The 13389-nt window shown below is 44.0% G+C and carries 14 protein-coding genes and 1 pseudogene; 14 read left to right on the top strand and 1 reads right to left on the bottom strand.

Annotation, left to right across the window (positions count from 1 at the left end; translation table 11 throughout):
* Nucleotides 1-244: 244 nt before the first annotated feature.
* The 12 genes from P7F88_RS15555 to P7F88_RS15500 all read left to right on the top strand — a co-directional run bounded on the left by P7F88_RS15555 (nt 245) and on the right by P7F88_RS15500 (nt 10451).
* A complete protein-coding gene (locus P7F88_RS15555) occupies nt 245-829 on the top strand; it encodes an LPS-assembly lipoprotein LptE (RefSeq protein ID WP_277826188.1) in 585 nt (194 codons plus the stop codon).
* The gene (gene holA / locus P7F88_RS15550) at nt 829-1866 is read left to right on the top strand and encodes a DNA polymerase III subunit delta (RefSeq protein ID WP_277826186.1); all 1038 of its coding nucleotides are present in this window, start codon (nt 829-831) and stop codon (nt 1864-1866) included. Before P7F88_RS15555 ends, holA begins: the two co-directional genes overlap by 1 nt.
* A gap of 45 nt (nt 1867-1911) precedes the next feature.
* Complete coding sequence (rsfS, locus tag P7F88_RS15545) at nt 1912-2229, top strand: ribosome silencing factor (protein WP_277826184.1); 318 nt, start codon at nt 1912-1914, stop codon at nt 2227-2229.
* A gap of 3 nt (nt 2230-2232) precedes the next feature.
* Nucleotides 2233-2703, top strand: a complete 471-nt coding sequence (gene rlmH, locus P7F88_RS15540) for a 23S rRNA (pseudouridine(1915)-N(3))-methyltransferase RlmH (protein ID WP_277826181.1) — start codon at nt 2233-2235, stop codon at nt 2701-2703.
* A gap of 6 nt (nt 2704-2709) precedes the next feature.
* A complete protein-coding gene (mrdA, locus tag P7F88_RS15535) occupies nt 2710-4599 on the top strand; it encodes a penicillin-binding protein 2 (protein WP_277826179.1) in 1890 nt (629 codons plus the stop codon).
* Nucleotides 4596-5717, top strand: a complete 1122-nt coding sequence (gene rodA / locus P7F88_RS15530) for a rod shape-determining protein RodA (protein WP_277826177.1) — start codon at nt 4596-4598, stop codon at nt 5715-5717. The genes mrdA and rodA overlap by 4 nt, the downstream gene beginning before the upstream one ends.
* Complete coding sequence (locus P7F88_RS15525; RefSeq protein ID WP_277826175.1) at nt 5717-6478, top strand: septal ring lytic transglycosylase RlpA family protein; 762 nt, start codon at nt 5717-5719, stop codon at nt 6476-6478. The genes rodA and P7F88_RS15525 overlap by 1 nt, the downstream gene beginning before the upstream one ends.
* A gap of 124 nt (nt 6479-6602) precedes the next feature.
* Nucleotides 6603-7775, top strand: a complete 1173-nt coding sequence (locus P7F88_RS15520) for a serine hydrolase (protein ID WP_277826173.1) — start codon at nt 6603-6605, stop codon at nt 7773-7775.
* Nucleotides 7776-7897: 122 nt separating this feature from the next.
* Nucleotides 7898-8167 carry a DUF493 family protein YbeD gene (gene ybeD / locus P7F88_RS15515; protein WP_277826171.1) on the top strand — a complete coding sequence of 90 codons (270 nt, stop codon included), beginning with the start codon at nt 7898-7900 and terminating at the stop codon, nt 8165-8167.
* A gap of 217 nt (nt 8168-8384) precedes the next feature.
* On the top strand, nt 8385-9050 hold the full coding sequence (lipB, locus tag P7F88_RS15510; RefSeq protein ID WP_277826169.1) for a lipoyl(octanoyl) transferase LipB: 666 nt from the start codon (nt 8385-8387) through the stop codon (nt 9048-9050).
* Between the two features lie 15 nt (nt 9051-9065).
* Nucleotides 9066-10031 (top strand): lipoyl synthase, encoded by a 966-nt coding sequence (gene lipA, locus P7F88_RS15505; protein WP_277826167.1) that lies wholly within the window; start codon nt 9066-9068, stop codon nt 10029-10031.
* An 84-nt stretch (nt 10032-10115) separates the two neighbouring features.
* Nucleotides 10116-10451 carry a hypothetical protein gene (locus P7F88_RS15500; protein ID WP_277826165.1) on the top strand — a complete coding sequence of 112 codons (336 nt, stop codon included), beginning with the start codon at nt 10116-10118 and terminating at the stop codon, nt 10449-10451.
* A gap of 242 nt (nt 10452-10693) precedes the next feature.
* Here the strand turns inward: P7F88_RS15500 and glyA are convergent, their stop codons facing one another.
* The gene (glyA, locus tag P7F88_RS15495) at nt 10694-11944 is read right to left on the bottom strand and encodes a serine hydroxymethyltransferase (RefSeq protein WP_277826163.1); all 1251 of its coding nucleotides are present in this window, start codon (nt 11942-11944) and stop codon (nt 10694-10696) included.
* 373 nt (nt 11945-12317) lie between these two features.
* On the opposite strand from glyA, the pseudogene P7F88_RS15490 reads away from it, so the two are divergent.
* Both P7F88_RS15490 and P7F88_RS15485 read left to right on the top strand, forming a co-directional pair.
* Nucleotides 12318-12919 (top strand): annotated as a pseudogene (locus P7F88_RS15490) (YitT family protein).
* Nucleotides 12920-13027: 108 nt separating this feature from the next.
* Nucleotides 13028-13363: a zinc-binding metallopeptidase family protein gene (locus P7F88_RS15485; RefSeq protein ID WP_277826161.1), complete on the top strand. Its 336-nt coding sequence runs from the start codon at nt 13028-13030 to the stop codon at nt 13361-13363.
* Nucleotides 13364-13389 lie beyond the last annotated feature (26 nt).

Genomic DNA, 13389 nt, shown 5'->3' with positions numbered 1-13389 from the left:
CTATAAAATGTCTTTAAACAGGGTGAGCATTCACCCTGTTTATATTTATCTAAGATCAGTGTGATGGCTTCGAGCACCAATGTGGATATACCTCCACAAACCGCTCAAGACATCCATGTACGCTTAAACAAGGACATCCATGTCCTTGTATGTTTGTTCCGGCATAACCACACTGGTGAATAAACACTACGTATAACGCCACTGATATTAGCTAAATATAAATAAACAAAATAGAGAGCATTTTGTGAAATCACTGTTATCAGCATTCCCGACAAAGCTATCCATTGTTTTACTGCTGGCAGGCACTCTGTCTGCCTGTGGTTTTCATTTCCGTGGCAGTTACCAGCTACCGGAAGAAATTTCAGATATATCAATGACCAGTTACGACCAATACAGTAGCTTAACAAGGGCTGTAAAAAATCAACTACGTCTTAACGGTATAACCACTGTCACTCCAGCTGAAAACGTATCAAATATACACCTAATGAGTGGTTCGCTAGGTGAAAGAACCATTTCGTTGTATCAGAACGGTCAGGCTGCAGAAAAAGAGCTAACTTACTCTGCAAGCTATCGCGTAACCATTCCAGAGATTGGTACAAAAACATTCACAACCACAGCCTATCGTACATACTTAACTAACCCGCAAACCGCACTGGCAAAATCGGTGGAAGAAGAGATGCTAGAGCAAGAGATGGTTGAACAATCGGCGATTCAGATCATTCGTCAGATGGCTCGCCTAAAATATCAGCTTGAACATAACGAACTGACTGCGGAAGAGTTTGACGAGTTATCAGAGTCTAAAACAAGCGAACAAGAAACATTGAATTAATGCGTATTTTCGCAGACAAACTTGCAGATAATCTGTCTCGTAACCTAAGTGGTATCTATCTGGTTTTCGGTAACGAACCCTTACTACTACTAGAAAGCCGCGATCAAATTTTTGCTGCCGCTACAAAAGCAGGATTTGATGAAAAACATCAGTTCGTTGTCGACAGTAGTATCAACTGGAATGAGGTTTACGACTGCTGTCAGGCAATGAGCCTGTTCTCCTCCAAAAAAGTTATTGAGCTGGAAATTCCAGAATCAGGCATTAACGCGGGAGCAAGCAAAGAGCTTGTCGCTCTTAGCGAATACCTGAACGAGGACATCATTCTACTGCTTACCGGTAGCAAACTCACCAAGCAGCAAGAAAATGCGAAATGGTTTAAAACCTTCAATCAAAAAGGCATTTGGGTTAGCTGCCTGACTCCGGACATTCAGCGGCTTCCAGGCTTTATTCAGTCAAGGTGCTTCAAGCTTGGGTTAAAACCCGATCCAGAAGCCCTGCAAATGCTCGCTCAGTGGCATGAAGGTAATCTTTTGGCTCTTTCTCAAGGGTTAGAAAAGCTAGCCCTTTTATATCCTGACGGCGTATTAACCCTAGTACGTATCGAAGAGTCACTAAGCAGACACAATCACTTTACTCCATTTCACTGGATGGATGCGGTGCTTGCAGGGAAACCAAATCGAGCACTTAGGATATTGCGTCAGTTAGAGGCGGAAGGCGTTGAACTGATAATCCTTCTCAGAACGCTACAAAAAGAGATTCAGTTGCTCCTTCAGTTAAAGCAAGAGAGCCAGAAGTTAGCCAATCCGGGAATGTTATTTGATAAATACAGAATCTGGCAGAGTAAGCGATCACTATATAACGCAGCGTTGAATCGACTATCGTACAAAAACCTGACAGACAGCTATAAATTACTCACTAAACTAGAAATACAAACCAAAACTCAATATGAAAACTCAGGGTGGCTGGATATCAACCGCCTTTCGATTGAGTTATGTTCACCTGATAGCCTGCTGCCGCTAACGGTGGACAAAGGGTGATATAATTACCCAGTAAAAAAACGAAAAAGATACCGAGGTAAAACATTGCAACTGGAAGAACTAAAGGACTTTCTTGTCGACAAAGCTGACGATATGAAAGCAGAAGACATCGTTACTCTTAATGTTATTGATAAATCTAGCGTAACCGACTACATGGTTATTTGCACTGGCACGTCAAAGCGCCACGTTACTTCCATCGCCGATAATGTAGCATCTGAAGCCAAGAACGCCGGTATGACCCCATACGGAATCGATGGTGAAAATGAAGGCGAATGGGTTGTTCTGGATATGGGCAGCGTGATGGTTCATGTTATGCAGGAAGAGCAACGAGAGCTTTACCAACTAGAAAAATTGTGGAGCTAAAGGTTGAAGATCCAGCTTATTGCCGTCGGAACCAAAATGCCCAAATGGGTTGAAGAAGGTTTTCAGGAGTACAAACGTCGCTTCCCTCATGATATGCCACTGGATCTGGTAGAGATCCAGGCAGGAAAGCGTGGAAAAAATGCTGATATTGCTCGTATTCTGCAAAAAGAAGGCGAACAGATGTTAGCAGCCATTCCAAAAGGCAATCGCATTGTCACTCTGGATATCCCCGGTAAGCGCTGGGATACACCACAGCTTGCGCAACAACTCGAAAGTTGGAAATTGGATGGTAGAGACGTTTCCATACTCATTGGTGGTCCTGAAGGGCTAGCTCCCGCCTGTAAGGCTGCAGCGGACCAAAGCTGGTCACTGTCACCATTAACTATGCCACACCCGCTTGTACGTATTGTAATGGCGGAAAGCCTTTATCGCGCCTGGAGCATCACAACCAATCATCCGTACCACCGAGAATAGTCAGGAATGAGACGAAGACGCACGCACATTAGGGATCACAATGCGGAGATGTCTCTGTTCCGCAACAGAGCCATCGTCTCATTTATCGGTATTGTTTTTTTAGTCGGCGTATTGATCACCAACCTGTACAATATCCAGGTTAATCAATATCAGGACTATAAAACTCGTTCTAACGACAACCGGATTAAGGTCGTACCGATCGCACCTAACCGGGGACTAATCTATGACCGTAACGGTAAAATACTGGCAGAAAACCGACCGGTATTTAGTCTTGAGCTGATACCTGAAAAGATCAAAAACATCGATGAGACTATCGCTCATCTTCAGGAAATTCTGGAAATTTCTCCTGATCGAGTCGAGTCTTTTCATAAAGAACGAAAAAGAACGCGTCGTTTTAAATCTGTCCCTCTGTTAACACAACTGACTGAAGAACAAGTAGCCATATTTTCTGTCCATCAGTACCGTTTTCCTGGTGTTGAGGTTACCGCAAAACTAAAACGACACTACCCTTATGGTTCCGCACTTACTCATGTTTTAGGCTATGTATCTCGCATTAATGACAGAGATATTCAAAGACTCATCCGTGAAGATAAAGAGGCAGATTATCAGGCAACTCACGATATTGGCAAACTAGGTATAGAGCGTTATTACGAAGATACTCTGCATGGCACGCCGGGCTATCAGGAAGTTGAAGTAAACAGCCGTGGCCGGATCATCAGGACGCTTAAATATATTCCTCCCGTACCCGGTGAAGACATTGTTCTCAATCTGGACATTGAGTTACAACTATATGTGTACCAACTGCTTGACGGGCGCAGAGGCTCTGCTGTTGTCCTGGATCCTTCCGATAATGGTGTGCTTGCTATGGTTTCCAGCCCTAGCTACGACCCTAATGCCTTTGTTCATGGCATCTCCGGGCCTGATTATCGAAAGCTGCTTAACGATAAAAATCGACCGCTGGTAAACCGTACTACGCTTGGCATTTACCCTCCTGCATCAACTGTTAAGCCATTTATTGCCGTGGCAGCACTTCAGGAAGAGGTCGTAACACCATACACAACCCGTAATGACCCTGGGTACTGGAAAATCCCTAACTCAAAAACCAAACCTTTCAGGGACTGGTTAAGATGGGGGCACGGTAGAGTCAATATTATTCAATCCATTGAAGAATCTGTGGATACGTTCTTCTATCAGGTCGCTTATGACATGGGCATCGACAGGCTATCCCGCTGGATGATGATGTTTGGGTTTGGTGATTATACAGGTATCGATATTCACGAAGAAAGCAAAGCAAATATGCCTACACGTGAATGGAAAATGGAACGACACAGAACTCCATGGTATCAGGGTGATACCATTCCGGTAGGCATCGGTCAGGGGTACTGGACAGCAACACCAATGCAAATAGCAAAAGCAACGTCTGTACTAATACACCGAGGTGAGGTTATGGCTCCTCATCTACTTCGATCTACAATCGATACATCGAAAGAAACCGAAGTAGAAACAATAGTACCGCCGGAACTATACCCACCAATTACCGGCGTTACTGAAAAGTACTGGGATATGTCGATTGAAGGCATGTATCTGGTAAACCACGGTAAGAAAGGAACTGCACGCAGAGCCTTCCAGGGAGCGAAATATAAGAGTGGTGGTAAGTCAGGAACCGCTCAGGTATTTGGCCTGAAAGAAGACGAAGAGTACAACGCAGACGAAATTGCAGAAAACCTACGTGACCATGCGCTATTCACCGGGTTTGCTCCTCTTGAAGAGCCAAAAGTAGTCGCGACTGTAGTACTAGAGAACGCCGGCGGTGGTTCAACGAACGGAGCTCCTGTCGTTAGAAGGATATTTGATTACGTATTATTAGGTGAAAAAGAAGAGGCTGAGAAAAAGTGAAAGTAGATCCCTCCACAGGTAAAAGCCGAATCTTATTTGAGCGTCTTCATATCGACCTGCCCTTACTAATCGGGATTATTCTGATTATGATCTTTGGTCTGCTGGTCATGTACAGTGCCAGCGGGCAAAGTATGGCAATGATGGATCGTCAGGCTCTGCGTATGTTGCTTTCGCTAGGAGTAATGGTCGTTTTGGCGCAAATTTCACCTCGCACCTATGAAGCGTTAGCTCCTATACTTTTTGTCGCTGGTGTCGCGTTATTGTTTGGCGTGTTGTTCTTCGGAGAAGCGTCCAAAGGCGCTCAGCGTTGGCTGAACCTTGGTTTTGTTCGCTTTCAGCCATCTGAGCTACTAAAGCTCGCCGTTCCACTCATGGTAGCGCGATATATTGGCAAAAAGTCACTACCTCCAACGTTCCGAACTTTGGCCGTATCGTTAATACTGGTCTGTCTGCCAACAATACTAATCGCAAAACAACCTGACCTGGGTACATCAATTCTTATCGCTGCATCAGGTATCTTTGTTATATTCCTGGCGGGTATTAGCTGGAGAATTATTTTCGCAGCCGCCGTTGCAATTGGTGGATTTATCCCAATTTTGTGGTTCTTCCTGATGCGTGAGTACCAGAAAGTGCGGGTCAGAACCTTGTTTGACCCTGAATCTGATCCATTAGGTGCCGGATATCATATTATCCAGAGCAAGATAGCGATTGGCTCTGGGGGTATAACCGGTAAAGGTTGGCTACAGGGCACTCAGTCTCAGCTTGAGTTCCTGCCTGAAAGACATACTGACTTTATCTTTGCAGTAATCGCAGAAGAATGGGGTATGCTTGGCATCTTAATGCTGCTAACTCTGTATCTGTTTGTTATTGGCAGAGGCCTATATCTCGCCAGTAACGCCCAAACTGCGTTCGGAAGGATGATGGCAGGCAGTATTGTACTGAGCTTTTTCGTTTATATTTTTGTGAATATAGGTATGGTCAGTGGAATCCTACCCGTTGTTGGCGTACCACTACCACTAATCAGCTATGGTGGCACATCAATGGTGACACTAATGGCTGGATTTGGAATACTAATGTCTATACACACTCACCGGAAAATGCTTTCAAAGGCAACATAATGAGCTTCAAACAATCAGTCATTACATTGTTATACCTACTTGTTCTGGCAGGCTGTTCCAGCTCTGGCAGGTACTCTATTTCCGATGACGTCGCCCCGGAAAAGCCGCTTTCTGTCGATCATATTGAAGACGCACATCCTAAATATGAACCGTACAGTCGAGGGGGTAATAGAAATTACTCGCTTCGCGGGAAATCCTACGAAATCATTAAGGATCCGAAAGACTTCACTCAAAAAGGGATTGCGTCCTGGTATGGCAAGAAGTTTCATGGGCACCTGACATCAAATGGAGAAATTTATGATATGTACTCCATGTCAGCTGCACATAAAACACTACCGATTCCAAGCTACGTCAAGGTTACCAACCTTGATAATGGCAAAGAAACCGTAGTCAGAATTAATGATCGGGGCCCATTTCATGAAGGCCGTATAATAGACTTAAGCTACGCAGCTGCCTTCAAACTGGATGTGATAAAGACGGGAACAGCTAATGTTCAGATTGAGCATATTAGTGTGGCGAACCCAGGAGCAGACACTCAATATGCTATTCAGGTAGCCGCTTCAACTCATGAAGACAGAACAAAATCTCTGGCAAGCGAACTATCTGAGCAGTTTTCTGTCGAAACATTCATCGAACACAGAAATGGAAAATATCGCGCAATGATTGGCCCTTTCAATGATTTCATGCATTCGGAAAAAACGCTTGAGAAGGTGAAACAAGGCGGATATTCGGGCGCATTTATTAAGAAGATAACTCAGTAAAAATAACTTCATAGCTAGCGTACAAGGGCATTTTTTGTCATAGTGGCAGCAATTGAGAATTCGAACTTAGCAGAAGGATTCTGCTAAGATGCAAAACAAATTGGCATAGACGTTCAAACTAACAATGATTAATTCAAAAAACCTACTTAAATCTTTACTAGTTTCTACAACGCTGCTGGGTGCGACTGTTGCACACTCAGCTCCGATTGTTGTTCCTGATGCACCAGACATTGCTGCAAAAGGTTATGTTCTGATCGACTACAATTCTGGCAAGGTGCTGGCAGAAAAAGAGAAAGACACCAAGCTTTCACCAGCAAGCCTGACCAAGATGATGACCAGCTACGTTATCGGGCAGGAACTGGCTAGAGGCAATATTTCTCTGCAAGACGACGTTGTCATCAGTAAAAATGCATGGGCTAAAAACTACCCAGATTCGTCAAAGATGTTTATCGAAGTAGGCACAACGGTAAAAGTTGAAGACCTGAACCGCGGTATCATTATTCAGTCAGGTAACGATGCATGTGTGGCAATGGCTGAGCACGTCGCAGGCTCTGAAGATGCATTTGTAGACCTTATGAATGCCTGGGCTAACTCTATTGGCATGAAAAATACGCACTTTGCTAACGTTCATGGTCTGGATAACCCGAACCTGTACTCAACACCATATGACATGGCTCTTCTAGGTCGCGCTCTTATCCGCGATGTACCGGAAGAGTACGCTATCTACTCTGAGAAAAAATTCACTTACAACGGTATTACCCAATACAACCGTAACGGTCTGCTTTGGGATAAAAGCATGAATGTCGATGGCATCAAAACCGGTCATACATCAAAAGCGGGTTATAGCCTGGTAAGTTCTGCTACTGAAGGCAAAATGCGTCTAGTTTCCGTTGTAATGGGCACAAAAAATGAAAATGCCCGAAAAGCAGAAAGCAAAAAGCTTCTTAACTACGGTTTCCGTTTCTTTGAAACAGTAGCACCACACAAAGCAGGTGAAACCTTCGTAAACGAGCGCATCTGGATGGGTTCTCAAGAAAATGTCGCTCTAGGTGTTGCGCAGGATACGTACGTAACCCTTCCTCGTGGACAAGCTAAAAACCTGAAAGCAAGCTTCGTTCTTGAAAAAGAGCTAAGAGCACCAATATCTCAAGGCGACGTTGTTGGTACGCTGTACTACCAAATTGATGGCGAAGATATTGCTGAGTACCCACTTCTTGCACTTGAAGATGTTGAACAAGGAAGCCTGTTCAGTCGTCTTATCGACTACATCGTTCTGCTATTTAAAAGCTGGTTTTAATTAACCCGTATACTCAAGACTAGTGTAAGCGCGGGCGATTAAGGCCCGCGCTTTTTGTTTAACTTGAGTTCCTTTTCTATTGAGCGTAATATTCGCGGTCAACTTAGTATCCGGAGTTAATCATGCAAGAGCAGCCAAAACTAAAAGATCTCTTAGAGTTCCCTTGTCAGTTCACCTACAAGGTTATGGGTTATGCGAAACCTGAACTTCCTGAGTTGGTTCTGGAAGTGATTCAGAAACACGCTCCTGGTGACTACAGCCCATCGGTAAAACCAAGCGGTAAAGGCACATACAATTCAGTGTCGGTTACTATCACTGCTACCTCTGTTGAGCAGGTAGAAACGCTCTATAAAGAGCTGGGTGAGATTGAAATCGTAAGAATGGTTCTGTAATCATCGGATCCCGGGAGTAAACCCCATAGAAACAGCGGCAAATCAGCCGCTGTTTTTGTATCTGAATTTGTATCTGAACACGAAAAAACAAACATCCATTCAAATATTCCAACAAAAGTTATAAATAAATTTTATAATCTTGTAACTTTAATATAGTTCTGTGTTTCAAAGCAGTTTATAATGAAATAACTTTATTAATTAACATGTGATGAACGCTTTGACTGACGTAACAGATAAACTGATCGTAAAGAATCTCGGCTTACAAAACTACGAGCCTGTATGGCGAGCTATGCATGAGTTTACTGACACACGTACAGACAACACGATTGATGAGGTGTGGTTAGTCGAACACAACCCCGTTTTTACTCAAGGGCAGGCAGGAAAAGCAGAACACCTTCTGGCAACTGGCGATATACCTGTTGTTCAAAGCGACAGAGGTGGTCAGGTTACCTATCATGGTCCTGGTCAGTTAGTAGCATATTTCCTGATCAACCTAAGACGAAAGAATCTGGGCGTAAGAGATCTCGTTACTCACATAGAAAATTTGGTTATCAAAACCTTAGCTGAATTTGATATCCAGTCAGCAGCAAGACCCGATGCCCCTGGTGTATACGTCGATGGAAGAAAGGTATGTTCTTTGGGGCTACGTATCCGCAAAGGATGCTCTTTCCACGGTCTGGCACTGAACATTAATATGGATCTATCCCCTTTTCTTCGTATTAACCCATGTGGTTATCAGGGTATGGAAATGGTCCAGGTATCTGAACTGGGCGGACCGGATAACGTGTCTGCTGTCAGTGATAAGCTTGTCGATGAGCTGGTATCATTATTGAATTACAAAAGCGTTGAAGTTATTCAACCTGAAGCATCAAATAACGTATAAAAGAACACTGAAACTATGAGCAAACCAATCCAGATGGAAAAAGGCGTTAAATACAGAGACGCTGACAAAATGGCTCTGATCCCGGTTAAAAACATGCCGTCAGAGCAAAAAGAAGTTCTGAGAAAACCGGAATGGATGAAAATCAAGCTGCCATCAGACAGCAAGCGTATTCAAAGCATTAAATCTGCGATGCGTAAGAATAACCTTCACTCAGTTTGTGAGGAAGCGTCGTGTCCAAACCTTGCAGAGTGTTTTAACCACGGTACTGCAACCTTTATGATTCTTGGTGCTATTTGTACCAGACGTTGTCCTTTCTGCGATGTTGCCCATGGTCGCCCACTAACTCCTGATGCTGAAGAGCCTGCACACCTGGCTAAGACCATCAGCGATATGGATCTGAAATACGTGGTTATTACATCAGTAGACCGCGACGACCTACGCGATGGTGGTGCTCAACATTTTGCGGACTGTAACCGTGAAATCCGTGCTCTTAATCCAAATATTCGTATCGAAACACTGGTTCCTGACTTTAGAGGAAGGATGGATACAGCACTCGATATTCTAAAAGATAACCCGCCTGATGTGTTCAACCACAACCTTGAAACCGCGCCTCGTCTATACAGAAAGGCTCGTCCGGGAGCGAACTACAAGTGGTCTTTGCAGTTGCTCCAGAAGTTCAAGGAACAGCATCCTGATATCCCGACCAAATCTGGTTTGATGATGGGCCTGGGTGAGACCAAAGAAGAGATTGTTGAAGTTCTTAAAGATCTCCGTGCACATGGTGTGACTATGCTGACCCTTGGCCAGTACCTGGCACCAAGTCGCCACCACTTACCTGTTGAAAGATACGTTCCACCAGAGGAATTTGAAGAGCTGAAAGAGATCGCTCTGGAACTTGGCTTTACTCACGCTGCTTGTGGTCCTTTCGTTCGCTCTTCCTACCACGCCGATCTTCAGGCACAAGGTGTAGAAGTAAAGTAATTTTTGTGTGAACGGATACTTTGAGTTAAGGTCTACAGATAAGCTATAGTAATCAATATAGATATTGTTAAAAGGAATGATCGAATGAAAAAGCTAGGTTTATTAGGCATTTTCGCTGCGGTGGCACTTGCCGGGTGTTCATCGGGCAATACTCAAAACGACAACTATCTGGACGCCTCATTCGAGCTGTGTAATACAGAAGTTGATATATATTCAGTAAGTGATGATGGTCGCGTTCGAATCATCTGCGCAGACGACTCTAAGTTCACCATGGACAGTGAAGATACTTTAGAGATCATGCGTGATATCAATATCGATTACTGTGCCGGAGAAGGCCTTTCTAAGTTCAACGAAAGCCGTCGCTACTACTCATTCAAGTGTAAGTCTGGCACCACACTAAGCATCAACAAAGACGAGTAATCGCACACCCACATCTGATATCAAAAAGGGCGAGCTGTCATTAAACAGCTCGCCCTTTTGTATTTCTAAGTGAATGGTTTTAGTTCAAGGAAAAGGCGCGGAGTTTACGTTAGTAAGTGAGCACCTTTGACGCAGAAATAGAACCATTCACGACGAAATTCGGTGAGTTCTAGGAGGAAGCGCGGCGTGTACGCCAGTACATGAGCACTTCCGACAACGAAATCACCAAATTGACGACGAAATTAAGCGTAAACCGGTAGACGCTTACAGATATCTAACACTTTCGCTTTTGTTGCTTCGATAACAGCTTCATCGTTGATGCTATCAAGAACATCACACATCCAGCCCGCTAGCGCTTTAGCGTCTTCCTCAGTGAAACCACGACGTGTAATCGCTGGAGTACCTACACGAATACCAGAAGTTACAAACGGGCTGCGTGGGTCATTTGGTACTGAGTTTTTGTTTACAGTGATATTTGCTGCACCTAGTGCTGCATCTGCTTCTTTACCTGTGATGTCTTTGTCAATTAGATCAACAAGGAACAGGTGGTTCTCAGTTGAACCAGAAACGATTTTATAGCCACGAGCGATAAACTCAGCAACCATTGCTTTAGCGTTAACAACTACACGCTCCTGGTATGCTTTAAACTCTGGCTCCATCGCTTCTTTAAACGCTACTGCTTTACCCGCGATAACATGCATCAGAGGGCCACCCTGACCACCTGGGAATACTGCTGAGTTCAGCTTCTTGTACATGTCTTCACCTGCATTAGAAAGGATCAGACCGCCACGAGGGCCAGCAAGTGTTTTGTGCGTTGTGGTTGTTACTACATGTGCGTGTGGAAGTGGCGTTGGGTATACACCCGCCGCAATCAAACCAGCAACGTGTGCCATATCTACAAACAGGTACGCATCAACCTTGTCTGCGATTTCACGCATGCGCGCCCAGTCAACTACCTGAGAGTATGCAGAGAAACCACCGATGATCATCTTAGGCTTGTGCTCAAGAGCCAGTGCTTCCATCTCATCGTAGTTGATCTGACCCGCTTCATCGATACCATAAGGGATAACGTTGTAGTGCTTACCAGAGAAGTTTACTGGTGAACCGTGAGTAAGGTGACCACCGTGAGCAAGGCTCATACCTAGCACAGTATCTCCTGGCTTAAGAAGCGCCATGTATACTGCACTGTTTGCCTGAGAACCAGAGTGTGGCTGAACGTTCGCGTACTCACACTCAAATAGCTGACATGCACGATCGATCGCTAGAGCTTCAGCTTTATCAACGTACTCACAACCGCCATAGTAACGCTTACCCGGGTAGCCTTCTGCATACTTGTTTGTTAGCTGAGAACCCTGAGCTTCCATTACTCGTGGGCTGGTGTAGTTTTCTGAAGCGATTAGCTCGATATGCTCTTCCTGACGAAGAGTCTCTTCCTGGATGGCTGCGAATAGTTCCGCATCGTAATCGGCGATGTTCATGTCACGCTTTAGCATCTGTATCTCCTGACTCAGATATTCTGAATTTGCAAAAAAACCACACATATAAACTACGCTAGGTAGCATAAAAATGTAGAAATATTGTCCAAGCAAACGTTTTCGTTAACTTAAATAGAGGCGATATTCTACCTAAATTGATTTTGGTCAGAAAGCCACTTAACGACATTTCTTTATGCAGTTTTTTCATGTTCCATTTGAAATTAGCTCATAAAAAGATGAAAAATCAACTCATCATAAGCTGTCAACTCTGTGCTTTACACTCCGTAAAAAGCAGATTACACAGGTTTACCATTAATTTTCGTCCCAAGCTACCGAAAAATTAACTTTTTCTCTACTATTCGCGTAATAAATTAACCTGAAAACTTTATTAATGGCTGAAAAACACACACTCAAAGAAGACTGGATTGCAATTCTTACCGGCACCTTTATTACCGCTCAGGGAATCTTCTTTCTTCAATCTGCAAACTTAATAACTGGAGGCACCGCTGGCCTTGCGCTCTTACTTAGCCAGGTGCTTCCTATTAGCTTTGGTGTACTCTATTTTTTGTGTAACTGCCCTTTTTCTATCTGGGCTGGAAAAGGTTTGGGTCTACATTTGCAGTGAACAGTATTATTTCTAGTGCTTTAGTGTCCCTATTCGTCGATCACCTAGATATGCTTGTTCATATCGATCGAGTCAATAGTGCTTATTGCGCCGTGATTGGAGGCCTAATGATGGGGCTAGGGATGCTTATTCTGTTCAGACATCGATCCAGTTTGGGTGGTTTTAACATCTTTTGTCTTCTTGTTCAGGACAAAAAAGGCATCCCGGCAGGGAAAGTTCAGATGTTGATTGACTGTACCATTCTTATTGCATCTATGTTTTTTATTCCAGTATGGACACTGGTTCTATCGGTTCTGGGAGCAATTGTTCTCAATATGGTTTTAGCCATGAATCATAAACCTAGCCGCTATATTGTAACTTACGGTTAGATACGCTCTGCGCAGGTTGAAATCGGTATTTCATTAGTTCTATACTCTCAACCCTCAGAGTGGCAAAATACTCGAAAAAGCGAACACTAGGCCAGATAGAGAAACAAGATGACCCAGCCAACACAGAAAACAGAAATGGAAATAGTTCTTCAGGGACAAACCGATGAAGCAATAAGCCCGCTAAATGCGATGACTGACATGCTTAGCTTCCTTCAGACACTTCCTGAGCAATTTTCAGATAGTGGCTGTGAGGTCAAAGTCGTTCATGCTGCTTTAGGTAAAGCTGAATACAGTGCAGAACCCGAGTCTGCAAAGATAATGGCATTGGTACAAAGCAATCGCAGCCTCACTTCGGATGCGATTAAGATGGCGGTAAAAGTGAAACTGGCCGATATCTGTGAGGTAAGCGGAATGACCAGCCAACTTAGCTGGGCTGCCCAATAACCGGATGATCAAACAAAAAAACGCCT

This window comes from Vibrio hannami, assembly GCF_029589055.1.
Classification (GTDB): domain Bacteria; phylum Pseudomonadota; class Gammaproteobacteria; order Enterobacterales; family Vibrionaceae; genus Vibrio; species Vibrio hannami.
The sequence above is the reverse complement of the archived record's forward strand: the minus strand, read 5'-3'. Positions and strand labels throughout refer to the sequence as shown.

Bases quoted from the DNA above. Each gene is read 5' to 3' on its own strand.
- ybeD (WP_277826171.1), top strand. From the start codon at position 7,898: ATGCAAGAGCAGCCAAAACTAAAAGATCTCTTAGAGTTCCCTTGTCAG.
- P7F88_RS15525 (WP_277826175.1), top strand. From the start codon at position 5,717: ATGAGCTTCAAACAATCAGTCATTACATTGTTATACCTACTTGTTCTG.
- P7F88_RS15500 (WP_277826165.1), top strand. From the start codon at position 10,116: ATGAAAAAGCTAGGTTTATTAGGCATTTTCGCTGCGGTGGCACTTGCC.
- glyA (WP_277826163.1), bottom strand. From the start codon at position 11,944: ATGCTAAAGCGTGACATGAACATCGCCGATTACGATGCGGAACTATTC.
- lipA (WP_277826167.1), top strand. From the start codon at position 9,066: ATGAGCAAACCAATCCAGATGGAAAAAGGCGTTAAATACAGAGACGCT.
- P7F88_RS15485 (WP_277826161.1), top strand. From the start codon at position 13,028: ATGACCCAGCCAACACAGAAAACAGAAATGGAAATAGTTCTTCAGGGA.
- mrdA (WP_277826179.1), top strand. From the start codon at position 2,710: ATGAGACGAAGACGCACGCACATTAGGGATCACAATGCGGAGATGTCT.
- holA (WP_277826186.1), top strand. From the start codon at position 829: ATGCGTATTTTCGCAGACAAACTTGCAGATAATCTGTCTCGTAACCTA.
- P7F88_RS15520 (WP_277826173.1), top strand. From the start codon at position 6,603: ATGATTAATTCAAAAAACCTACTTAAATCTTTACTAGTTTCTACAACG.